Genomic DNA, 24,339 nt, shown 5'->3' on the forward strand with positions numbered 1-24,339 from the left:
AGTTGAACAATTTCGTTTAGTTCTTCATAATGTAATATATGAACATATATTCATATATAAGAGGTGAATTATAATGAGTCATGATCATTCCCATTCTCATCATCATCATTCGTCTAACAATCAAAATGTATTATTACTTACCTTCTGTTTAATTTTTGGATTCATGATTATTGAGTTTATTGGTGGTCTGTGGACGAATAGTTTAGCACTTTTATCAGATGCAGGCCATATGTTAAGTGATGCAGGAGCGTTAGGGTTAAGCTATATTGCCATCAAGGTAGCTCAAAGGGAATCAACCAACAAAAAAACATTCGGATTTAAAAGGTTTGAAATTTTAGCGGCGGCGATAAATGGGGTAACATTAATAGTCATCGCTATTCTTATCATGATTGAAAGTGTGAAAAGGTTTATCTCACCGCCAGAAGTAGCAAGCTTAGGTATGTTAACAATTGCTACAATTGGTTTTCTTATCAATATAGTAGCAGCTGTTATCTTAATGAAAGGTGACAAAGATGAAAACCTTAATGTGAAAAGTGCGTTTCTTCATGTAATTGGAGATTTACTAGGCTCTGTAGGAGCGATTATAGCAGGTTTACTGATCTACTTTTTTGACTGGGGTATTGCTGACCCAATAGCAAGTTTAATTGTTGCTATTTTGATTATAAATAGCGGCTATAGAGTGACAAAAGAAGCCTTTCATGTATTGATGGAAGGGGTACCTGACGGGATGCAAATAGAGGAAATTAAAGCCTCCATCAAAACACTTCAAAATGTAGAGGATGTACATGATATACATCTCTGGACGATTACTTCAGGATTCCCTGCTTTTAGTTGCCATATTGTCTTAAATGATGATGGGCACCATGATACTGTCCTCAAAGAAACAAAAGAATTACTTTCTCATCAATTTGGCATCAATCATAGTACAATCCAAGTTGAAGGCAGAAGCAGTGGTTGTCCAAACCATGAGGACGTGTGTAATTAAGAATGGCGAGTATGTTCTATTGTTTGTTTTAATAAATGCATAACATGTTCATCATCGTGACTATAATATAAAGTAGTTCCTTCACGTCGGAATTTAACTAGCCTCAAGTTTTTTAGGAATCTTAATTGATGGGAGACAGTTGATTGCAACAGAGAGAGCTTATCGGCAATCTCATTTACCGAGTGTTCTTCGTGAAAAAGTAAATGTAGGATTCTAAGCCTTGTCGGATCAGATAAGGCTTTAAAAGTTTGTGTGACTAAAAAAAGAGTTTCTTCGTCTAATTCGTTATAAGATGGATTGTCGTTCATTATTTTATTCACCTTCCTATTTATCATAAGTATACCTTTGTTAAAATCGAAAATAAATATCGAAGTCATCTTTCGATTGCATTTAGTGATGACGAAATGTGACTTTCATATTTTTAACACCGTTTTGACACATAAATGAGATATAATTCTTTTATTAAAATGAAAATATACCTATACAATAAACTTAGATTACCTGTTTAAAGGATGGTGGTTATACATGAATTTATTAGTAGTTGAAGATAATGAAAGTGTTTGTACAATGCTTGAAATGTTTTTCATGAAAGAAGGATATAAAGGAACCTTTGTCCACGATGGACAATCAGGATTTGAGGCGTTTAATAAAGGAGAATGGGATTTAATTATACTCGATTGGATGCTCCCAGCTATGGACGGTGTAACATTATGTAGAAAGATCCGTGATATTAGCAGTGTGCCCATTATTATGTTAACAGCGAAAGACAGTGAATCTGATCAAGTACTTGGACTTGAGATGGGTGCGGATGATTATGTGACGAAACCATTTAGCCCGTTAACTTTAATGGCGAGGATTAAAGCCGTATCTAGAAGATTTCAATCAGATACAACAGAGAAGGATCATCACTTTACGACAAGCCATTTTTTCAAAATTAGTAAAGAAGCTAGAGAAGTCTACTTTAAAGATGAACTGCTTTCAAATTTAACACCTAAAGAGTTCGATTTATTGTATTACTTTATTACCCATCCAAAACAAGTATTTTCGAGAGAGCAATTACTCGATAAAGTATGGGGATACCAATTTTATGGAGATGAAAGGACAGTCGATGTTCATATTAAACGTTTAAGGAAAAAGATAGGCAGTGCAGATCAACCATTTATCCATACTGTGTGGGGTGTAGGTTACAAATTTGATGAGTCGACGGATACCTATGAGAAATAAATATTTTCTTAAACTGCTATCCAGTCATGTTCTTATTCTAATACTGGCGTTTCTATTAATGGGTTTGATTTTTTCACAATTTGTAAGAAGTTATATATTCGAAAACAAAGTGGAAGAATTAAATGAATATGGCCAGCAGATTTTAGAAGATGTATCCATTCATGAAGAAAGTCCACAAACTTTTTTGAATAAATATAGTAAGCTACTTGAAGCAAGAAATATTCAATATATTTTATTCGATAGTAATGCAGATATCATCTACCCCAATGTTTCTATGGACCCTAGTATACGCCTTTCCCAAAAAGAGTGGGAAAAGTTGTCAAAAGGTGAGTCTGTAACAATCCTTCATGATATTAAACGGTTTGAACAGGAAGTATCATTAGTAGCTTTACCGTCAATGGAAGGTGAAAACATAACCGGTGGAATTTTATTACTTTCGCCGATAAGTACGTCTTTAAAAATGATTGGACAGCTTAATCAATATTTATTGTATACGATTGCTATAGCTGCAACGGCAGCAATCTTTTTAAGTTTAATCTTCTCCCGTAACTTATCAACTAGAGTGAGAGCGTTTAGAAAAGCAACTTCAATGATTTCATCAGGCGATTATAATGTAAATGTGCCAGATGATTCCAAGGATGATTTAGGTTATTTAGCAAGGGATTTTAATGAGATGGTTGTGCAATTAAAAAAATCTCAAGAGGAAATTGAAAGGCTAGAAAATCGCAGACAAAAATTTCTTGCCGATGTCTCACATGAATTAAGGACACCATTAACGACTATTAGTGGATTAGCAGAAGGAATTAAAAATCAATTGATTCCTGAAGAGGAAGTTGATAAAGGGATGAATTTAATTGACCGTGAAGCTAAAAGGTTGATTAGATTAGTAAATGAAAACTTAGACTATGAGAAGATTCGTTCAAACCAATTAGAATTACATATGATTGATATTCAAGCTATTGAGGTATTTGAAGTCGTAAGTGAACAGCTTCTAATGCAAGCAGATGAAAAAAATAACCAAATTTATATTGAGGCAGCAGATGATATCTATATTCATGCTGACTATGACCGCTTGATTCAAATTCTTATTAATATTGTTAAAAATAGTATTCAATTCACAGAAAACGGATGGATATCCATGCGCGCCTTTGAGAATGAGCATGATATTTGTATTGAAATTGAAGATAATGGAATTGGTATAGATCCAAAAGAAGTTGATTGGATTTGGGAAAGATTCTACAAGGCGGACAGTTCAAGAACGAACAGTTATTTTGGTGAATTTGGGATTGGTTTGTCAATCGTAAAACAATTAGTTTCTTTACACCGTGGTAAAATAGATGTTCAAAGTGAAACAAATAATGGAACCATTTTCCGATTGTTTTTTCCTAAAAAATGAATGGCAAAATAAAAAAATCGCGCTGAATTTCAGCGCGGTTTTTTATTTCATATTTGGACTTGTGATTCTGTAGACAAAGGAATTTGGGAAGGAGCTATTTCTTCAATTACTGGTTTCTTGTATACCTCCACTAATTTGATATGGTGATCTTCCATTTCTACAATAGTAAACACAAAGTTCTCCTGTTCAATAAAGTCGCCTTCTTTGGCTTCATAATTCTCAGTTAACAACCAACCACCTATTGTGTCAACATCTTCATCATTGATGGAAATATCTAAAATATCGTTAATTTGGCTAACTAAAACTTTTCCATCTAAGATATAATGATTATCTTTCACTTTTTGAACACTTGGTACTTCGTCCACATCAAACTCATCTCTAATATCACCGACAATTTCTTCGATAATATCTTCAACGGTCACCAATCCTGAAGTTCCACCATATTCATCCATCAATATAGCCATATGGATACGTTCTTTTTGCATTTTTAACAACAAATCATGAATCGGTGTAGAATCGATTACACGAATGATAGGACGAATATAAGTGGATATCGGTTTTATTGTTGACTGAGACTTAGAAGAAATTAGGTCCGTTAAGATTTCTTTCACATTGATCATACCGATGATATGGTCTTTATCACCGTCTATAATGGGATACCGTGTGAACTTTTCATTCTTGGCGGTAGGTAAAAATTCCTCTAGGGTATCATCTTTAGAAATAGAAATAATCTCTGTACGTGGGACCATAATTTCTTTCGCAATGCGGTCATCAAAATCAAATATTTTGTTCACATATTTAAATTCCGATTGGTTGATTTCCCCGCTTTCATAACTTTCTGAAAGAATAATCCTTAATTCTTCTTCAGAGTGAGCCATTTCGTGTTCAGAAGCAGGTTTTAGCCCAATCATTTTTGTTAACAATCTGGCAGATCCGTTTAGCACCCAGATAAATGGGAACATAATGCGATAGAACCAAATTAAAGGCTTGGCTACCATTAATGTGACCGTTTCGGCTTTCTGAATAGCAATTGTTTTCGGCGCAAGCTCTCCAACGACAACATGTAAAAATGTAACGATGGTAAAGGCGAATGCAATAATCAAAATATGAGATAATGAGGCAGGTATATGAAACAACTGGAATATCGGTAAAAGTAGATTTTCAAATGTTGTTTCACCAAGCCAACCGAGAGCTAATGCCGTAATCGTAATACCTAATTGACAGGCAGACAAATACTCATCTAAATGAGTAGTTACTTTTTTTACTGAGATGGCTCTCTTGCTACCTTCTTCGATTAATTGATCCACTTTTGAGCTTCGTACTTTCACTATAGCAAATTCTGAAACGACAAAGAATGCCGTTAAGCCAATTAAAATGGCAACAATAACCAAGTTTAATATGTCCAAATAAATTCCCCTAAACCCAATAAAGGGTAGGGTGTCACCTCCTGAGAATTGAAAAATAGATGAGCTCCTATAACAAGCAATCGAAGCAATCAATGAGTTAAGTATCTATTTGATATATACTTAAATTTTCCTATTTCAAATTTAGAGGTAAAGATTTATCGTCTTTAATTTAAAAAAATATGGAATAGCTTCGATTACCATGTAAATCACTGTATTTCTTTTCCATAGTAAGTTCATCATCATAATTAGAAAAAACTTCATTTAAGACTATTTCATGCAATAACTTAATTTTCGCTAATCCACCGATGCGATAGAATATCCCATTTTACCACCTCAGTTTGAATATTTTAAAAATAATTATACGTTAAGAAAATATAATCAGTCAAAGGGTAACTTCTTATTTAAGACTATTTTATTCGAAAATTCTGTAAATATGAAGGTCGAAAGAACGAATTACTGTTCCATTTAGGCTCAATTAAGGGTATAATATTCATACATCTTTTACCAATTGTGATCTGTACTTAACAGAGAATAAAGAACAAGGTCATGAAAATGGTTATTAATGTATTCGTTGTCTCTGAGAATACCTTCTTGAGTAAAACCTAATCTTTCTGGTATGTTACGGCTTTTTTCATTTTGTACGGCACATTTGATTTCTAGGCGATGAAGATGTAAAAGAGAAAACGTATAGTTAATGAGGTGATTAGCTGATTTCGTAATAAGACCTTTTCCTTGATGTGTCTGGTCTAATAAATAACCAATGCTTGCTTGCTTATTTTGCCAGTCTATTGTATGAAGACTAATAGAACCGATTAATTTTTGATTTATAAATATACCTAAAAAAATCCCGTTCTGTGTATGATATTGTTGGAGCCATGAGGAAATCATTGCACTTGTTTTTTCAATACTATCTGTGAATTGCACCCATGGCAACCACTCAGCTAAATACGCACGATTTTTTTCGATTAATAAATAAAAATCTTCTGAATGATAAGGCTCTAATAAGTGAAGTTTAAGAGAGGAATCGATACTCATTTTCCACTTCGACAAAAATCTCACCCTTTCGACATTTAAAAGTAAAATAAAACCATTATTATGGGTATAAAGTTCTATTTTTTATCACGAATGGACAAAATGTTTTGCAGAAACACACTTTTATATATTACGATTGTAATTCGAGTATATTATTTTATGGGAGGACTTCTATGAAAATTACCACAAAAATTATTATTGCGTTACTTGTCGGTGCAGTTGTTGGAATTATCTTAAATGTAACCGCTCCAAACGTATTTGAAGTACTAGATACGTGGTTATTTTATCCACTTGGACAAATTTTTCTTAATTTAATTAAGATGTTAGTTGTACCAATAGTTTTATTCTCAATAATTCTCGGATTTACTGGACTAGGGGATCCGAAAAAATTAGGGAGAATCGGTGTTAGAACCATTTCATATTTCCTTGTAACAACTGCAATAGCTATTGTCATTGCAATTTCTTTGGCTTTAATATTTAAGCCTGGCGAAGTTGGCACATTTGACACAGCTAATGCTGAATTCAATGCAGAAGAAGCACCACCAGTAAGTGATACCTTACTTAATATGATTCCTGCTAATCCATTTGCAGCGATGACTTCTGGTGATATGTTACAAATCATTGTTTTTGCAGCATTTATTGGTTTTGCTCTAACGATGTTAAGAGAAAAAACACAAGGTGTTATAAAGCTAATTGAACAAGGCAATGAGATTATGATGTATCTTGTTGGTGTTGTAATGAAATTTGCACCATACGGAACTTTTGGTTTAATTGCTTCAGCAATCGGAAGTCAAGGTTTCTCAGCAATTAAAGCAATGGGCTTATACTTCATCCTAGTTGTTGCTGCACTAATCATACATTTAATTATTGTATATGGAGGTACAGTATACTTCTTAGGTGGTAGAAAAAATCCTTTGAAGTTCTTTAAAGGGTTTACACCGGCAATGGGAGTGGCATTTAGTACATCTAGCAGTAACGCTGTTTTACCAATCTCAATGGAAGTAGCCCAAGAGAACTTAAAAGTACCTAAGCATATTAGTAGTTTCGTTCAACCTTTAGGAGCAACGATTAATATGGATGGAACAGCGATTATGCAAGGTGTAGCGACTATTTTTATTGCTCAAGTATATGGTATTGATTTAAGTATTGGTCAATTAGTGACAGTAGTTCTAACAGCGGTCCTTGCTAGTATTGGGACAGCAGGCGTACCGGGTGTAGGTTTAATTATGCTTGCCATGGTATTACAATCAGTTGGTTTACCTGTAGAGGGAATTGCGTTAATTCTCGGAATTGACAGATTATTAGATATGGCGCGTACAGCTGTGAATATTACAGGGGATGCAGCTTGTGCAGTTTATAATACAGCTGCAGAAGAAAGACGCGAAAAAAAATTAGCTAAATAATAATTAATAATGCATAAATAATTCATGCGTCATGCATTACTTCCGAACAACATGTGAATTCTTCTTAAAGGAGATTCACATGTGTTCGGTTTTTTTATGGGTTTTAAAGGATAAGTTTATAATTGAAATAATATTATTAAGCGGTTATGAATAGGAGAAGGATGCCATCATACATATGAGGAACGTACTTTTTGACAAAAAATAATAATATTTGATCAGTGGTAGGTGGTGGTGAAAATTGCCTGCTTCTCTTTAAAAATAATCCATTTTATATAGTCCGTATTTCTTAATTATTTGCAATTAGGTTATGTTCATTTGAGTAATCTTTCTTGCAATGTTAATATGATTATCAATCGATGTGGATTGGACTTTTAAATATTTTTATAACACAAAATGACATTTGTTGAAAAATGTATGATGTATATGTTGTTTATTCATTTCGATTTTTATTTGAAAGGTTCGAAAAATTTAATTATAATCGATATGAAAAGGTGTAAAAATACACGAAAAATAAATCAAGGGAATGAAATGATTTTGACTAGAGATGAAATCATATTAAAAGTTTCGGAAAAGATGCGCTTAATTCGTACTGAAGCTGGTTATACACAGGACAAAATGGCAGAAATCGTTGGTGTTTCAAAAAAAACACTTGTACAAATTGAAAAAGGCCGGGCCAATGCTGGTTGGTCGACTGTCGTTGCTGTATGTGCATTGTTTAGAGAAACAGAGACAGTAAGGTTTTTGTTCGGAAACGAGCCTTTAGAGGTAATTGAAACAGTAGTGAGAGAGGGAATTGATTTTCGTAAAGAGAAAACTCTAGGTGGAAAGATTTGGTGGAAAGAAATACAGAATAAAAGCGGCTATGTTTTGCAACAAAATATCATTAGTCAACATTACCGAATTATTGACGAAGAGCATTTCCGTATTTATAGTAGCTTTGATGAAACTTCTGCCAAGGAGAGATTCGCTGAAGTCATTGAAGAACTTCAACATCAATATTAATTCATTTAATACATAGCTGCAAAAAACCCAACAAAGTTGGGTTTTTTGCTTATTATTTGACGACCATTACGCTACATGGCGCTTCTTTTGTTATTTTTTCACTATTGCTTCCTAAGAAAATTCTTTTTAATCCTTCTTTTGAGGAACTTCCTACGAATATAATGTCTGCTTTTAATTCTTCAGCTAATTCGCATATAGCATCTGCCGGTTTGCCTCCCAATATTTTTATTTCTAATTTTTTTCCAGCTTCATCAGCAATTTGTTTAGCATGTGTAATCGCTTGGTCGACGCTGTTAATTATTGTTGAATGTGTCGTCTTTTCTTCTGCGTGATTACTAATATGGAGCGGTTGTATTTGCATGCCTTCAACAATCATATTATTCGATCTTAACTGAGGGTTTTTTTCAGTTGCTGAATAAGAATTTTCAATCACTTCTTCATCAGCATGAGCTAGAATGATTTTTGTGTCAGTCGTAGAGAAAGAAAGTGCTTTTTCCAATGCGTGACGGCTGTTTTCAGAATCATCATACCCGACAATAATTGTTTGAAAGTTTAACAATCTTATCACCCTTTCGTCTTATGTTATACTTTACCCTTATTGATGAAGTATAATCCTATAATAATAGAAATTTTCTTGCTAGGAACATAAGGTGGAGATGTTATGAAAAGGGAAAAAACACCATTTGTTTGGTTGAAAAACATGATAAAGAAATTGCATATATGGCAGGTAATATTATTACTCATATCACTGGGAGTCCTTTTTGGTTTAATCTATATCATTCCATTTGCAACAAATAATGATATTGAAGGTCTAAATAGTCAATTAAGCAAGCCAACGATTATTTATGATAAAAATGGTGAAGTAGCTAGTAAGGTTTCTGCTAACAAAAATGAAGGAGTAGCCTTTGAAGAGATACCGGAATCACTCATACACGCTGTTATTGCTATTGAGGATCATCGTTTTTTTCAACATGAAGGCGTCGATTATCAAGGGATTGGCCGCGCTTTTTTAACCAATATACGAGCTGGTAGAATTGTTGAAGGCGGAAGCACAATCACTCAACAACTTGTAAAAAATGAACTTCTCACTGCAGAAAAATCATATGACAGAAAGCTTCAAGAGTTTTTTATAGCTAGAGAAGTAGAACACCAATATAGTAAAGAAGAAATACTACAAATGTATTTGAATAGAATTTATTTTGGTGAGGGTGCGTATGGGGTGAAAAAAGCAGCTAATAAATACTTTGCTAAAGATTTAGGCGAATTATCGTTAAGTGAATCTGCAATGTTGGCTGGTTTAATTAAAGCACCTTCTACGATTAATCCATACAATGACAAACAAAAGGCAATAGCAAGAAAAAATCTTGTTTTAAAGCAAATGAAGCAACATGGATATATTAATGAAGAGGAAATGAATCAAGCAATAAATGTAGAAATGAGTTTTAAAGAAGGGGAAGCTGATCCAATGAAAGGAAAGTACCCTTATTATGTTGATGCTGTTCTCGAAGAAGCAATGAATCGATATGATCTCTCATTAGATGAGTTGTTAACGCAAGGTTATCAAATATATACCGAATTAGATCCTAGTATGCAAGCTGATATAGAGTCTACTTATCAAAATGATGCGATTTTTCCTTCAACAACAGGGGAGCGACCGGTTCAAAGTGGGATGATATTAATGGATCCTGAAACTGGTGGTATTCGTGCTTTAGTTGGTGGGAGAGGTGAGCATACGCTCCTTGGACATAATAGAGCCATTCACCCTGTGGGAGAACCAGGTTCAACGATGAAACCGATTATTCCTTATGCTGCTGCAATTGAAGCTGGATGGGAAAATACAGATATGTTGAAAGATGAGAAATTATCATTTGGTGAGTATGCTCCAAATAATTATAATAACCAATATCTAGGTGAAGTACCAATGTATGAGGCTGTGATGCATTCTATCAATTTACCGGCTGTATGGTTATATAATGAAATAGGTGTAGATAGAGGAAAGAAGATGGCCGAGCAATTCGGCATTCCGAAGAATGTATTGGATGGAGGCCTAGCTCTTGCTTTGGGTGGGACAAGCCGTCCTGTGTCTCCTAAAGTGATGGCTGAAGCTTATAGTGTTTTTGCTAATGGTGGTAAGAAAGAAGAAGCTCATACAATTATTGAAATAAAAACCCAATCTGATGAGCCTTTCGTTCAATGGGAAAGTAAGAAGGAAACAGTAATCTCTGAACAAACAGCAAATCAAGTGACAGCAATGCTATTAGGTGTCGTCGATTATGGTACAGGGAAAGCTGCTAAAATTGATGGAGTTGAAATCGCAGGGAAAACTGGTTCAACACAGTTAGGGATTGAAGGTTTAAGTGGGACAAAGGACCAATGGTTTGTTGGTTATACTCCTCATCTAGTAGGTGCCATCTGGGTTGGCTATGATCAAAGTGATCGTAATCATTATTTGACGACGAGTAGTAGTGAAGGCACAGCGCCAATTTTCAAGGAAGTAATGGAAAAAGTGCTTCAAGGAAAACCGATTGAAAGCTTTAATGTCGATAAAATCGATGATAAATATAAAAAGCAGCAACGTAACAAGGAGAAACAGGAACAGAGGGATGAAATAAGAAACTGGTTAGAAGATAAAAGGAATCAGTTTTTTGACTGGTTTAATTAAATATGATATTTAAAGGGAAATAATGAAAAATCTACTGAGAGAATCTTTATTCTCATGGAGAATCTTTCTTATTTCCCTATACCTTTACTAAAATAAGATATCTTATACATGTACACTTCTGTTCAATAATAAACTTTTAGGCTCTGCTGTAAAGTGAACATCATTCGTACACAACGTTTTAATTTGAATAAGTATTTCTTCTGGCTCAGTACCTTCCACAATCACTTTCAATTCGTCTTTCGGTCGGACCATCATCAGAAAGGTTACTAGTTTTGACAAGTGAGAAGGGATCACTACATTATGTTGATAAAGAAAATAAATTGTGCCGTCGTATTTATATGCAGTTTGGTATATAGCAATCATTTTCTTTATATTTAATGATTTTTCAAATTTTAAACTGGAAGAGATAATTTTTCTATTCATGATATGTAACTCCTTTTAAAAGAATTTAATAAAAAATTACCCCTTTATTTTTAAGTTAAACATTTTATAATTAGAATGTTTTACGTTTAATCTTTGTCGGATTTATTAATAGAAAAGTCGAATAACTTGATTCTGTTGATTAGGAATGTAAAACTAAGGATGGAGCTTTTATAAACCTATTTTAAAATGCTTTAAATTAGGAAAATAATAGATAGACAAGAATTTTTGGGAGGTAGTAAGATGACTGAATATCGTGTAGAGAAAGATACGATTGGTGAAATTAATGTGCCTGCTGAAAAATATTGGGGTGCACAAACAGAAAGAAGTCGCAATAATTTCAAAATAGGTATTGAAAAAATGCCATTAGAGTTAATTTATGCTTTTACTACGATTAAGCGCTCAGCAGCGATAGTCAATCATGAATTAAATAAGTTATCAGAAGAAAAGAAAAATGCAATTGTTGCAGCGTGTGATGAGGTGTTAGCTGGGAAATTTGATGAACATTTCCCTTTAGCTGTATGGCAAACAGGCAGTGGAACGCAAACAAATATGAATGTCAATGAAGTAGTGGCAAGACGGGCAAATGAATTATTGGATAATGAAGATATTTCCATTCACCCAAATGATGATATAAACATGTCGCAAAGTTCTAATGACACTTTTCCAACAGCGATGCATATTGCAGCACTGAACAGTGTGGATAAACATTTAATTCCTGCGCTTATTCGTTTAAAGGATGTCATTCTACAGAAGGAAAACGATTTTGCAGATATCGTAAAAATAGGAAGAACTCATCTTCAAGATGCAACTCCTCTTACATTAGGACAAGAAATAAGCGGTTGGCGTTATATGTTAGAGAAGGATGAGCGCCTTATCAATGAAGCGAAACTAGCACTAGGAGAACTGGCTATCGGTGGAACTGCTGTCGGAACAGGTATTAATGCTGACCCGTCGTTTGGTGATAAGATGGCTAGTGAGATTTCTAAATTAACGAAGCTCTCGTTCACTTCTTCTCCTAATAAATTTCAAGCACTAACAAGTCATAGTGAGATTGTTCATCTTCATGGAACTTTAAAAGGTTTAGCTGCAGATTTAATGAAGATTGCTAATGATGTTAGATGGCTTGCGAGTGGACCAAGAAGTGGGATTGGAGAATTAACGATACCTGCTAATGAACCAGGAAGTTCAATTATGCCAGGAAAAGTAAACCCAACACAAAGCGAAGCGTTGACAATGATTTCAAGTCAAGTATTTGGAAATGATGCAACGATAGGCTTTGCTGCCAGTCAAGGTAATTTTGAATTAAACGTCTTTAAGCCAGTAATCATTTTTAATTTGCTTCAAAGTATTACATTACTTAGTGATGGTATGAATTCTTTTAATAAAAATTGCATTGTTGGTTTAGAAGCTAATACTGAAAAAATCTCTCTGTTTGTCAATCAATCCCTCATGTTAGTGACAGCTTTAAACCCCCATATCGGGTATGAAAAAGCAGCTGAAATTGCTAAGTTAGCTTTTAAAGAGGAGCTAACATTGAAGGAAGCGGCATTAAAAACAGGATATATTACTGAAGATCAATATGATAAATGGGTTGTACCAGAAAAAATGATCTAAACAAATAAAGCCCCCTAGGTGATAGGGGGCTAATCCATATTATTAAGTTTTGCAGCTTAGAACTTTCCGCCACCAAGTTGTTGTTCAGCCATTTGAACAAGACGCTTAGTAATTTCTCCACCTACAGAACCGTTCGCACGAGATGTTGTTTCAGCGCCAAGGTTAACTCCGAATTCACTTGCGATTTCGTACTTCATTTGATCTAAAGCTTGAGCTACTCCTGGTACTACTAATTGATTTGAAGATTGGTTTGCCATAATGTGTTTCCACTCCTCTAAATTTTTTTTTGGCTGGGTTAGTTGGCAATGAACCAACGCAATTTTCTTTGCACCATATTTGGTTTAACCCATCGATAGTAGAAGTTTTAAGCGTGTTTGCCGCTTGTAATAGTTATTATGGTTGATATTTAAAAGATTATGCCTGAATATTTTTAGGGAATTATTTCCTTATAAATGTTTTGTTGTCTTTTTATTGTGCATAGGGAGGAACAGTAGAAACATGATATAATATAAATCATCAATTTAATCGTCATTAAAATTATGGGTATGCTTTTACATTCGCTAACACAGATGATTAATGATGACCCTAATCATTGAAAATGAGGTTAGAAGGTGAATAAATGGATTATACAGAGGATATGAAAAACAGGCTTAAAAGATTAGAAGGTCAAATGAGAGGCGTATTACGGATGATGGAAGAAGAGCAACATTGTAAAGATGTCGTTACTCAGCTTTCAGCTATTCGCTCGGGCATTGACCGAACGATTGGTTATGTTGTCGCAAAGAATTTGGAAGCTTGTATAAGAGAAGCAAATTCAGAAGGTAGAAATGCAGAAGAAGAGATACAACAAGCTGTTAATATGATTGTGAAAAGTAGGTAAGATGTTTTTGGTAAAAGGAAAGGAACGATTGCTCACAATCGTTCCTTTCTAGTCTATTCTTCATCACAGCAATGCGGAGGTTGTTCTTTTTCTAGTTCTCTCGCTTCTTCGATATTCGTATGTCCTCCACTAACATGCACAGTACCTCCGGACATTCCTTCGTTAATATAACGATCAACATCGAGAAAGGCTTCATCGCGTCCTTCATATGGTAAATCTTTTACTAAATCGTCTTTTTTGTTTGCCATAAATGAACCTCCTTAATTTCAGAAGAATGGTTCATATTCTTCCACAATTCTTTACCGGTCATACACATGGTAAAGCATGAGTTCGTGAATATGGCTTTTTAACTTGTCTTCATGATTTTGGTCCGGAACAGTGGATAACCATTCAATTTTTCCATCACGATGATATATACCTAAATACTTTTTGCCATGATGAAAAAAAGAAAATTTCCATCCTGGTAATTCTTTGTTTTCATATAATGATTGAAATTGAAAATGTGAAATCATGATTATTCCCCCTTGTTCTCATTTTAACTTGAATCGAGGAGTTCTGAAAATGAAAACAAACATAATTTAATGAGGAAAAGTGGGAAAACCGCTTAATTGCATACATAAGTGACAAATTGCTTTGATTCGTTTGTTTTCAATATGCTCTTCATCAAAACTCATAGGCTTGGAATTTACTTCATACAAGTAGAATTTACCGTTCGCACCTACACCTATATCTAAAGAGAATTCCCCGAATAAACCAAGTTGTTTATTTAATAAATGACCCACCTCTTGTATGATTGAATTGAAAAATATATAGTCCTCTTCTTTAGCAAATAGTTCATAAGGCAATATCTTCCCACCATTGGGTACATGTGTTGTGACTTGTTGGTGACTGCTAGATTGCCTTATACCAATCCCAGAAATGACAAAATTGTTCCTCTCTTTATGTGATAATATTCTGAAATCATATCTTGATTCATCATATAATGCTGGTTCAATTGCTTCTTGTATGATATATCGGTCCTTAGCTAAATGAACTTTTAATTTATTCCATAATTCGTTTAAGGTAGCGAACTCTTTTGTTAGATGAACACCTTCCATTAAATAGTGATTTTCCTGTAGGGAGATTCGAAAGATTCCTTTTCCCTTTGCACTACTAACGGGTTTGATATATATTTTTTGTTTGTCTTTCAGCCAATCATGTAGCATTTCTTCAGAAGTTAATAACGAAGTTTCTGGTAATAAAGGTTTTAATGAGGAAGATTCCATTAATAAATGATGCATTTCCAATTTATTTATAAAACAGGGATTGAAAAAAGGAATATTATGTTTTTGTAAGAACGATGTAAGTGCAGTAAAATCAGTTTCTTTTTCTAGGTTGCGGAAAGGAATACGGTTATATATGACATCAGGTAGAGGGGATGAGACCTGTATCCATTTTCCTAGAGATGGATGAAATGTATAACCAGTTACAAATGAAACTCCAAAATCATCTGGCGTAAAGACAATAGGTAATGCGCCTATTTTTGAAAATTGTTGGACAAGAGATAAAAATAGCGGACCATTGCCCGCTAATTTTTTATTTTTTCCTTTGCTTGTTAAGATCCCTATAATTGGACCGATTCGATGAGAATCTTCATTTAATGAGAATGGCAACCATTTTTTTGAATAATGAAAGAGTTTTTCTGTTTTTATTTTATTGTTTCCAAACATTTTTTCCTGTGCGTGATACCACTTTTGAGATAAAGGGTCATAGTAGGAAGTAGTCATCTAAACAATGCCTCAGGGCTTTTCATTGCTTGTTCTGTTAGGTAGATACTATATGCTAAAGAAAGTTTTCGTGTTAAGAAATCAAATTTTTTCATACTTGGATGTGTAAAGATTGAACGTCCTGGTTTTGAATTCGCTTCGAAAAACCAAACTTTTCCTGACTGGTCTATGCCTAAGTCAAAGCCTATTTCTGCGACAAGACCTTCCATATTATTTTCTATTGCTTCGCTTAACTTTAAGGAAGCTGTTTGCAATTTATTAGCAATTTCTTCTCTTTCAATTGGATCCTCGAAAATTTCATCTAATGATTGAATCGTACCTCCACTTTTTACATGGGTTGTAACACTTCCATTTCCAGCTACTTTTGCTGCACAAGCAGTAACAATCCACTGTCCTGTTGAATCTTTATTCGTGTGTAACCGAAAATCAATGGCGCATTTCTCTTTCTTCAACAGATATATACCCTGTTGGATAATCATTCTTTCGAGGTTTTTACCTGCAAAAATATGCTTCATTAACCCTTCTAGACTAGAGAATTTCTTTAGTTTATTCATACCGGCTTTTAAATCTCTGTACCGACAATAATAAGCACTGTCTTCTCTGTTATAAATAATCTGATGAATACCTAATCCCAGACTGCCATTCATTGGTTTAATGTATATATGGCCATATTTGGCGAGCATGTTTTCGATGGCGGAATAAGAACTAAACGGCTGTGTTTCAGGTAAATACTCCGAAATTTCCTCGACTTGAAATAAACGATCATAAATATCCATTTTATTAAAAAAGCCTGGATTATACCAAGGAATTAAATATTCTTGTTCAAGTCGTGACTTTACTTCTTTTTGTTGTTTTTGCCGTTCACTTTTTCTATTTGGAAGGCGATCATAGATTACGTTTGGGAAAGGCACTTCAATTGTCTTCCACCCATTTTGTAAATAAAATAAACCTTGTATAGTACCAGAATCCCAATTGATATGCTTCTCTCCAAATACGAAAGGAAGTGCACCGACACTAGTACTTACAGATAAGAGTTTAGAAAAAATAATTGAGCGATCACCGATAGGCCGCATGGGAAATGATGTGAACCCTGACGTGAAAATGCCAACAAGGGGTCCGATTGTTAATGTTTCATCATGTATAAAAATATGAAGAGGGTGTTTGACATAAGGGAAGAAAATATCTTTAGCGAGATCTTCACTGATGGTGATTGCTTGTTTGGAGCTCGGTTGTTGCTTAAATTTAGCATCAATGGTAACTGTACCGAAATTTAATTTGTAAAGGGCAGTATTTAGATTTATATGGTTTGGCAAGAATACACAGCCTTTATAGTCTGAGGTGATATCTATCATAAATGTTTGATTCATCATTCTTTCACTTCCTTTCAGCTAATGCCCGTTGGGATAATAGGTAATCTCCATACTTAAATGGAGAAGTGTAAAGGACATCTGCTAATTGTGGATTTGTTTGTAAGACCAATTTCCTGCCAGGTTTAGAGTTAATATCAAGAATCCAGATGCCACCTTCTTGATCAATTCCGATGTCGATACCTAATTCAAATAGTGTTGAAAAGCATGATTCCATAATTGAGGGAAGAATAATTAATATTTCCTTTAATTCTTCCTGTAAAAACGACTTTTGGCTTTTTGGAATACTATCTAGCCAATGCTCATAGGAAGAGGTTGTTCCACCGGCACTTAAATTAGAAATTATGCCGTTTTCATGACCAGTTCGCATGGCTCTTGCTTGTTCTTGCCATTCACCGTTAGCATCCTTTTGCAGAAAAACGCGTAAATCAAAGGGGCGATTCTGTTCATCAACGAGTAATAAGAATGGTTGGATTAGATATTGATATCTTTTTGTCAGCCTCTCTAACCAAACCGTTGCTTTATGAATGGGAAGCGTTTGTTCAATCTGCTTAGAGCCTTTGTCTGTTTTGATAATCATTGAGTCACCTTTGATTGAGATAACATAAATACCTATACCTTGTGACCCATTTACTGGTTTTAATACGAGTGGTGACTGCTTTTTTAACTGTTTAATGAAAGATTTCGCTGAAGTGAAAGGCTCTGATTGCAGTAAATAAGGAGCGAGTCTAGAATGTTTTAGGGCATCATATATTTCGAGCTTATTTGGAAGTCCTTGACCTAAGAATTGGGTCTTACCACTCTTTTTTAACCAATTTGTTATGACTTTGCATTTTTTTGAATGATCATCTTCTTGATAAAAACAACGGTCATATAACAGTTCAGGTAATGGAAAAACCGTAGACTCCCATTGTTCGGTTACTTCATTAAATAGCTCTCCATTTACTTCATTATTGTGTGGTAGGATGTTTTTCGGAATAAAACGAAAGCATTGATAGCCGTGATGTTTAGCTTGTGAAGCAATAGCTGTTATATAGGTCCTTTCACTTGTTTCGTAAAGTGTCATAATACCAAGTGTTTTCATGCTGATTTTTCCTCCTTATTGTTATGTTGAAAAAGCTAAAAAAGTACAATACTCTACAAGTGCTCTTGCAGAAGGTCTGATCTGATTGAATTCACCATCAATTTGCTTAGATGGTTTAGAGTTTGCTTCAATCATCCACAAATGCCCCTCATAATCAACGCCCATATCAATGCCAAGTTCACCATATAGGCCAAATGTTTTTTGATCAATCATCGTGCATAGCTCTATTGAAATTTCTTTCATTAATGCTAATATTTGTATTGCGGTGGTTTTATCAAATAGTGTAGTTAGCAGTGCTAGTGGTTTTCTCATTTCCCCTCCTTGGGCAAGATTAGATACAAATTGTTCTGCATTAGAGATTCGGGCTACAGCAGAGGTAACTTTCCAAATGTTTTGCCTATTTTTATGACAAAGAATGCGAAAGTCAATCGGTCTATTGTTGAGTTGAATGAGCGGTATGCCTTCTTGGATAATATAGTTACTTGTTCTATGCTCTTTCTCGAATTGCGATATGAAGCTATCAAGATGATGGAATGGGTGGCTTGTTTTTGCCTTTTTCCCTGATGAGTAACCAACGGCGTACATATCTTTATTTTTACGTATGTGAATAATTTGTTTCCCTTGACTTCCATTTACGGGCTTTATGAAGATAGATGGATACTTTTCTATAAAATAAAGTAACTTTTCTTTCGAATAATCTTCTGTTTCTGGTAAATAGGTACGTAAATGAGTTTCGTCGAATAAGAAATCATATACATCTTTCTTTGATAAAAATTGTTCATTAAAAAAAGGGATGGCATTTTTATATAGCAAATTTTTAAGGTTTGCAAAGCTAGGTGAGCTTTCAATCTTTCTAGAGTGAACGCGGTTATAAATAACATCAGGAAGTGGCAGTAGTTGTTTCTTCCATTCACCCTCGATATTTATATAACCATGGACTTCAGTTTCTTTAATATCTTTGGGATGACAAACATAAGCAATTCCTCCTAAAAGCTCAACAGTTTGATTGATTTCATGGCAAAATTGATGGATGGTGCGAAAATGTGGAGGAGATTGATCTGCCATTTCAAAAAAGTCAGTCATGATAGCAATAATTGGCCCGAGTGACAATACCTTGCTTTGAACAATATAATTAACAAGCATGAGGTGCCCTTCAAATGGTATATTGAAATAATCGAATACTGATTGACTAATGAACAGTTCCTTTTCATCTACTTGACGATAAATGAGGCGAATGGTTAATTGTTTTTGCCCTAATGATAAACGGATATGTTCCTCATTAGAAATTAGTAAATGTTCTGCTAATGCTGGGTTGAGCTCTAGAACCATCTTATTTTCATACGGAAGTACTCTCATTTTAATGTTTGTATATCGTGTCATCATTAATCCCCATTTGCCCGCAAGAAGCGAGTAATTATATAATAAAATCTAGGCGAATGCTGATACGCTATCTTATGAATGGCAAGATAAATTGGTGCGATTGCACAAAGAATTTGGTGAAAGAAGAAAGGTAGAGAGCGGAATGAAAGAAATTTTTACGACCCTACTAATGATGGTTGCTACTGGTGCCATCATTGGAGGAGTTACAAATTATTTAGCTATTAAAATGATATTTAAGCCTTATAGAGCGATTTATATTGGGAAATGGCGTCTTCCTTTTACACCAGGGTTGATTCCTAAACGTAGAGGTGAGATGGCCGAACAAATGGGTAAGCTTGTCATAAATCATTTGTTAACACCAGAAGGGATACAAAAGAAACTACAAAATGAGCGTTTTCAAACAATGCTGACACAATTTGCCGTGGTAGAAGTAGAAAAGAAATTGAAAACAGAAAAAACGTTAGAGCATCTGTTGGAACAAATAGATATAAATGAACCTGCAAAAATGGCTGAGGATAAGATTGGTGCGTTTTTAGAGGTGAAATATGAGAATTGGATGCGTACAAATCAAGATGTAGCAATGAAAGAAATCTTGCCACAAAAACTTGTAGGTAAAGTGGAGGAACAGTTGCCTCAACTAAGCAATTGGATTGTGCAATCAGCAAAGAATTATTTCGCAAGTGAAGAAGGAAAAGAAAGTATTCAAAGGATGGCCGATGATTTTGTCCAAAAACGAAGTGGCATGATTAAAAGTATGCTACAAATGTTTTTAGGCAATGTGAAATTAGGGGAAAAACTACAACCTGAAATCGTAAAATTCTTAAATCATCCTGGAACAGATGAGCTTTTAACATCACTCCTTAGAAAAGAATGGCGAAAATTATTAGATAAAAATATTGCTGAGTTTGAAGATAAAATAGGAAGAGATAACCTCCTTCCATTCATAAAGCAGACTGTGTTTCGATTTGTTCAAGTTCATGAAATATTTCAAATGCCAATTAGTCAACTAACAGCAACAATAAGACCTTATATTATTACTGAACTTATCCCGAAAGCAACAGTAGGAATAAGTAAGTTATTAGCTGATAGAATATCTGTTTTAATGGAAAAAATGAAGCTCAATGAAATTGTAAAAGAACAGGTAGACTCATTTTCTGTTGAAAGGTTAGAGCAAATGGTGTTCTCGATTATTAATAAGGAATTAAGAATGATTACATTTCTTGGAGCCTTACTGGGTGGTCTAGTAGGTGTGTTTCAAGGTATTACTGCCATATGGATATTATAAATCCTTATATTTTATAGGTTTTTCCTCGATTTTACTTCCATTGTCTGTTATAGTGGTGGAAGTCTATGAAAAGGAAGTGTTCAATTTGGCAAATAATTTACAAGACGCAGCAATCGAATTAGAAAAAGCAATCCGTGAAAGCAATGAATATCAAAGCTTAAAGGATTCTTATGATAAGGTGAATGCAGATCCATCAGCTAAATCGATGTTTGATAACTTTAGAAATATTCAAATTCAGTTACAACAGAAGCAAATGTCTGGTCAAGAAATTACACAAGAAGAAGTGGATCAAGCGCAAAAAACAGTTGCCCTTGTACAACAACACGAACTGATTTCTAAACTTATGGCCGATGAACAAAAAATGAGTGAAGTTATCACAGACTTAAATAAAACAATCATGAAGCCTCTCGAAGATTTATACGGTGCAGCCGAGTAATTCATGAGTAATAGACTTGGTTCTATTTCATAAAAGCACAACCTTGCTTTCAATAGCAAAGTTGTGCTTTTTTTCGTGCAGGTGTAAAAACCTCATGCCTTCTTAAGGATGTGACGGCTTATATACAAATACAAATGTCGCGGAATTTTGATAAAAAAAGATTAAGGAACGGCAGGAAACGTAACTATGTTTAAAACGCAAAGAGAACAGACTTCTTTATCTCTATTCTTCCTGTTCTATTTTCTGTTGCGGGTACATAAAAGTGTCATAAGGACAATTTTCATCCAGAATAGGGGGCAAAAAGATGATTTATCGTCTCTTAGCTATAAATATTGATGGTACCCTTCTTCAAAGTAATGGAAGGCTGCATAAATCAACAAAGGAAGCAATCGAATACGTCCAGCAAAAGGGAATTTATGTGACGTTAGTAACAGCAAGAAGTTTTCCATCGGCTAAGAAAGTGGCTAAAGCATTAAAATTAAATTCCATCCTTGTAACATCAGCTGGAGCTTATACAGCGGATAAATTGGAACAACCAATTGAAGTAAAACGCATCAAAAAAGAAGTAACCTTTGATATTGTACGCTTATTAGAAGGATTCCCTTGTCAAATAAGACTTGTGCATGAAAAGTTTTCACTAGCAAATAAGACAAAAACAAATAATAATATCCTCGCTAAAACGGTGTTCTCAACAGGTGATCCTGTTTTTTATTCCCACCAGTTTGTTGAGTCTCTGAGTGAAAATTTGCTAGAAGATCCAGTTAAACCACCAAAAATTGAAATTTACTTTGAAAATACCAATGATCTTATACATGCCAAAAAAGCATTAGATGTCATGTATGATGAGGAAATTGCTATTACCCAACTAAATGACTCTCGTTTAGATATTGTCCCTTATGGTGTATCCAAATGGAATGGTTTACTCAGATTAAGTAAGGAACTTGGTATTGCACCGCAAGAAATTGTAGCCATTGGAGATGGCTATGATGATTTGCAGATGATTGAAGGTGCGGGTTTAGGTGTAGCGATGGGGAATGCCCCTCATGTCTTAAAAAAGCAAGCTGATTGGGTAACAAGAACAAATGATGAACATGGTGTAACATATATGGTAAAAGAGCATTTCCGCAAACAACATCCTATCCAATTTTTAAGGAAAATGAATCTCTTGAAGTAAAGTAGAAGCTCTGAAGGTGGTAGAACGGTTGCTACCTTCAAAGCTTCTTATTCGTTTTCCTTAATTTAAGGGGGGGTGGTCTTTTAGCAGCATATGCCAAATATAGCTAACAAACTGATATACTAAAATACAAACGACCTATGAATGGAGATTGACCCGTAAGGTCTTTTTTTTGTAAACTTAAAGAAGTTTGATCAAGAGAAAGTATAAAGGTGATTAACAATGAATATATCTATTTTAGGTTTGAATGATAACCGTTATATAAGACCATTGCAGTTAATTGGTAATTTATTTTTTGAAGAATGCTCTGTAAAACTTGATAAACATGAGGGTGCAGATGTAGTTATATCTTTCCACTATGAAGTAAGTGAAGAGATTAACATGAGTGTTCAGCTTACTACAAGCGAGGAAGAAGTCTATACCGCTAACTATAGAAAGAATCTTAAGGCGTTTGAGACAGAAAAGGAATTCTTTAATCAATTAAAGTATGCAGCTTCCCATGTGTATTTAACTGTATTACAAGATTGGACAGGTATTGTGCAGAAATGGGGCATATTAACAGGGATAAGGCCAACAAAGCTTTATCATCGTCATATGATGTCTGGAAGTAGTAAGGAAGATGCTCATCAAGCTTTGAAAAAAGATTATTTGATTTCAGATGAAAAAATTAATCTAATGGAAAAAATCGTTGCACGACAATTAACGGCGATTCCTGACCTTTATGATTTAAAAAAAGAAGTCAGTATCTATATCGGCATTCCCTTTTGCCCAACAAAATGTGCTTATTGTACATTTCCTGCTTATGCAATTGGTGGTAAACAAGGTAGAGTCGATTCCTTCTTAGCTGGTCTGCATTATGAAATGAGACATATGGGAGAATGGTTAAAGGAAAATGGGATCAAAGTGACAACCGTATATTATGGTGGAGGTACGCCAACAAGTATTACAGCAGAGGAAATGGATCTTCTATATGAAGAAATGTATGAGTCGTTTCCAGATGTGAGTCACATTCGGGAAATTACGGTCGAGGCAGGTAGACCGGATACGATTACTGCAGATAAGTTAAATGTACTAAAAAAATGGAATATTGATCGTATCAGTATCAACCCACAATCTTATACGCAGGAAACGTTAAAAGCGATTGGTAGGCATCATACGGTTGAGGAAACAATCGATAAGTTCCACCTGGCGAGAAGTATGGGTATGAACAACATTAATATGGATTTAATCATTGGCTTACCAAATGAAGGCACAACAGAGTTTGCACACTCATTAAATGAAACAAAGCAGTTACTACCCGAGTCACTGACTGTCCATACATTATCTTTTAAAAGAGCTTCTGAAATGACAAAGAACCGGCAGAAATATAAGGTTGCAGATCGTGAAGAAGCAGAAAGAATGATGAATATGGCAGAAGAGTGGACGGCTGAACATCATTATGAGCCCTACTATTTATATCGTCAAAAAAATATTTTAGGAAATTTAGAAAACGTTGGCTATGCGTTACCGAAACAAGAAAGTCTCTACAATATTATGATTATGGAAGAAATGCAAACGATTATCGGAATTGGCTGCGGGGCAGCAAGTAAGTTTATCCATCCGGAGACAGGTAAAATTACTCATTTTGCAAATCCGAAAGACCCTAAATCCTACAATGAAAGTTTTGTTGAATACACGGATAAGAAAATCGCTATGTTAAATGAGCTCTTTAATATTGAGGCAAACTCTATATAAGCAGAATAATATGAGCTGTACCTAGGTTAGAGGTGCAGCTTTTTTGTTTGTGAAAATAGACTAGATTTAATTATGGCAACTTTAAT

The 24,339-nt window shown here is 34.6% G+C and carries 24 protein-coding genes; 12 read left to right on the plus strand and 12 right to left on the minus strand.

All coding sequences use genetic code 11. The features are described from left to right. The first annotated feature begins 73 nt into the window (after positions 1-73). Complete coding sequence (locus MKX83_RS08255; RefSeq protein WP_341054997.1) at positions 74-985, plus strand: cation diffusion facilitator family transporter; 912 nt, start codon at positions 74-76, stop codon at positions 983-985. On the opposite strand, the gene MKX83_RS08260 is transcribed toward MKX83_RS08255, so the two are convergent. Next, entirely contained in the window at positions 982-1,293 is a 312-nt protein-coding gene (locus tag MKX83_RS08260; RefSeq protein WP_095369946.1) for an ArsR/SmtB family transcription factor, read from the minus strand. The two genes, MKX83_RS08255 and MKX83_RS08260, sit on opposite strands and share 4 nt — an antisense overlap. Positions 1,294-1,510: 217 nt before the next feature. Here MKX83_RS08260 and MKX83_RS08265 point away from each other — a divergent pair, with 217 nt between their 5' ends. Then, positions 1,511-2,209: a response regulator transcription factor gene (locus tag MKX83_RS08265; protein ID WP_095369945.1), complete on the plus strand. Its 699-nt coding sequence runs from the start codon at positions 1,511-1,513 to the stop codon at positions 2,207-2,209. Between the two features lie 58 nt (positions 2,210-2,267). Beyond that, entirely contained in the window at positions 2,268-3,605 is a 1,338-nt protein-coding gene (locus MKX83_RS08270) for a HAMP domain-containing sensor histidine kinase (RefSeq protein ID WP_322909124.1), read from the plus strand. A gap of 47 nt (positions 3,606-3,652) precedes the next feature. On the opposite strand, the gene MKX83_RS08275 is transcribed toward MKX83_RS08270, so the two are convergent. Then, a complete protein-coding gene (locus MKX83_RS08275; RefSeq protein ID WP_307318311.1) occupies positions 3,653-5,011 on the minus strand; it encodes a hemolysin family protein in 1,359 nt (452 codons plus the stop codon). Positions 5,012-5,512: 501 nt separating this feature from the next. Beyond that, positions 5,513-6,061 (minus strand): GNAT family N-acetyltransferase, encoded by a 549-nt coding sequence (locus tag MKX83_RS08280; protein WP_341055000.1) that lies wholly within the window; start codon positions 6,059-6,061, stop codon positions 5,513-5,515. 155 nt (positions 6,062-6,216) lie between these two features. Here MKX83_RS08280 and MKX83_RS08285 point away from each other — a divergent pair, with 155 nt between their 5' ends. Beyond that, positions 6,217-7,446: a dicarboxylate/amino acid:cation symporter gene (locus MKX83_RS08285; RefSeq protein ID WP_095369941.1), complete on the plus strand. Its 1,230-nt coding sequence runs from the start codon at positions 6,217-6,219 to the stop codon at positions 7,444-7,446. 534 nt (positions 7,447-7,980) lie between these two features. Further along, complete coding sequence (locus MKX83_RS08290) at positions 7,981-8,448, plus strand: helix-turn-helix transcriptional regulator (RefSeq protein WP_191815030.1); 468 nt, start codon at positions 7,981-7,983, stop codon at positions 8,446-8,448. 52 nt (positions 8,449-8,500) lie between these two features. On the opposite strand, the gene MKX83_RS08295 is transcribed toward MKX83_RS08290, so the two are convergent. Beyond that, positions 8,501-9,007, minus strand: a complete 507-nt coding sequence (locus MKX83_RS08295) for a universal stress protein (RefSeq protein WP_157733753.1) — start codon at positions 9,005-9,007, stop codon at positions 8,501-8,503. A 102-nt stretch (positions 9,008-9,109) separates the two neighbouring features. Between MKX83_RS08295 and MKX83_RS08300 the strand changes: the two genes are divergently transcribed. Then, complete coding sequence (locus MKX83_RS08300; RefSeq protein ID WP_322909125.1) at positions 9,110-11,110, plus strand: transglycosylase domain-containing protein; 2,001 nt, start codon at positions 9,110-9,112, stop codon at positions 11,108-11,110. A 102-nt stretch (positions 11,111-11,212) separates the two neighbouring features. On the opposite strand, the gene MKX83_RS08305 is transcribed toward MKX83_RS08300, so the two are convergent. Then, positions 11,213-11,533, minus strand: coding sequence for a hypothetical protein (locus tag MKX83_RS08305; RefSeq protein ID WP_095369938.1), 321 nt, complete (start codon positions 11,531-11,533; stop codon positions 11,213-11,215). A 240-nt stretch (positions 11,534-11,773) separates the two neighbouring features. On the opposite strand from MKX83_RS08305, the gene fumC reads away from it, so the two are divergent. Continuing rightward, entirely contained in the window at positions 11,774-13,147 is a 1,374-nt protein-coding gene (gene fumC, locus MKX83_RS08310) for a class II fumarate hydratase (RefSeq protein ID WP_322909126.1), read from the plus strand. 56 nt (positions 13,148-13,203) lie between these two features. On the opposite strand, the gene MKX83_RS08315 is transcribed toward fumC, so the two are convergent. After that, the gene (locus MKX83_RS08315) at positions 13,204-13,404 is read right to left on the minus strand and encodes an alpha/beta-type small acid-soluble spore protein (protein WP_157733752.1); all 201 of its coding nucleotides are present in this window, start codon (positions 13,402-13,404) and stop codon (positions 13,204-13,206) included. 362 nt (positions 13,405-13,766) lie between these two features. Here MKX83_RS08315 and MKX83_RS08320 point away from each other — a divergent pair, with 362 nt between their 5' ends. Continuing rightward, positions 13,767-14,027, plus strand: coding sequence for a metal-sensitive transcriptional regulator (locus tag MKX83_RS08320; protein ID WP_095369936.1), 261 nt, complete (start codon positions 13,767-13,769; stop codon positions 14,025-14,027). A 53-nt stretch (positions 14,028-14,080) separates the two neighbouring features. Here the strand turns inward: MKX83_RS08320 and MKX83_RS08325 are convergent, their stop codons facing one another. The 6 genes from MKX83_RS08325 to MKX83_RS08350 form a co-directional block, all read right to left on the minus strand. Further along, the gene (locus tag MKX83_RS08325; protein WP_341055004.1) at positions 14,081-14,275 is read right to left on the minus strand and encodes a hypothetical protein; all 195 of its coding nucleotides are present in this window, start codon (positions 14,273-14,275) and stop codon (positions 14,081-14,083) included. Positions 14,276-14,326: 51 nt separating this feature from the next. Continuing rightward, entirely contained in the window at positions 14,327-14,539 is a 213-nt protein-coding gene (locus MKX83_RS08330) for a YheE family protein (RefSeq protein WP_251161279.1), read from the minus strand. 66 nt (positions 14,540-14,605) lie between these two features. Next, the gene (locus tag MKX83_RS08335) at positions 14,606-15,793 is read right to left on the minus strand and encodes a YheC/YheD family endospore coat-associated protein (RefSeq protein ID WP_341055007.1); all 1,188 of its coding nucleotides are present in this window, start codon (positions 15,791-15,793) and stop codon (positions 14,606-14,608) included. Then, positions 15,790-17,160 (minus strand): YheC/YheD family endospore coat-associated protein, encoded by a 1,371-nt coding sequence (locus tag MKX83_RS08340; RefSeq protein ID WP_445293181.1) that lies wholly within the window; start codon positions 17,158-17,160, stop codon positions 15,790-15,792. Before MKX83_RS08340 ends, MKX83_RS08335 begins: the two co-directional genes overlap by 4 nt. Before the next feature lie 7 nt (positions 17,161-17,167). Continuing rightward, positions 17,168-18,244: a YheC/YheD family endospore coat-associated protein gene (locus MKX83_RS08345; RefSeq protein ID WP_341055011.1), complete on the minus strand. Its 1,077-nt coding sequence runs from the start codon at positions 18,242-18,244 to the stop codon at positions 17,168-17,170. A gap of 21 nt (positions 18,245-18,265) precedes the next feature. After that, entirely contained in the window at positions 18,266-19,624 is a 1,359-nt protein-coding gene (locus MKX83_RS08350; protein ID WP_341055013.1) for a YheC/YheD family endospore coat-associated protein, read from the minus strand. A 142-nt stretch (positions 19,625-19,766) separates the two neighbouring features. Between MKX83_RS08350 and MKX83_RS08355 the strand changes: the two genes are divergently transcribed. The 4 genes from MKX83_RS08355 (at position 19,767) to MKX83_RS08370 (ending at position 24,253) form a co-directional block, all read left to right on the plus strand. After that, positions 19,767-20,909 carry a DUF445 domain-containing protein gene (locus tag MKX83_RS08355; RefSeq protein ID WP_307318328.1) on the plus strand — a complete coding sequence of 381 codons (1,143 nt, stop codon included), beginning with the start codon at positions 19,767-19,769 and terminating at the stop codon, positions 20,907-20,909. 85 nt (positions 20,910-20,994) lie between these two features. Next, complete coding sequence (locus tag MKX83_RS08360) at positions 20,995-21,345, plus strand: YlbF family regulator (RefSeq protein ID WP_095369928.1); 351 nt, start codon at positions 20,995-20,997, stop codon at positions 21,343-21,345. Between the two features lie 304 nt (positions 21,346-21,649). After that, entirely contained in the window at positions 21,650-22,519 is an 870-nt protein-coding gene (locus MKX83_RS08365) for a Cof-type HAD-IIB family hydrolase (protein ID WP_095369927.1), read from the plus strand. 222 nt (positions 22,520-22,741) lie between these two features. Beyond that, the gene (locus tag MKX83_RS08370) at positions 22,742-24,253 is read left to right on the plus strand and encodes a coproporphyrinogen III oxidase (RefSeq protein ID WP_341055016.1); all 1,512 of its coding nucleotides are present in this window, start codon (positions 22,742-22,744) and stop codon (positions 24,251-24,253) included. Positions 24,254-24,339: the final 86 nt, after the last annotated feature.

The sequence above is a fragment of the Cytobacillus sp. FSL M8-0252 genome, assembly GCF_038007345.1.
In the GTDB taxonomy this organism is placed as follows: domain Bacteria; phylum Bacillota; class Bacilli; order Bacillales; family Cytobacillaceae; genus Cytobacillus; species Cytobacillus kochii.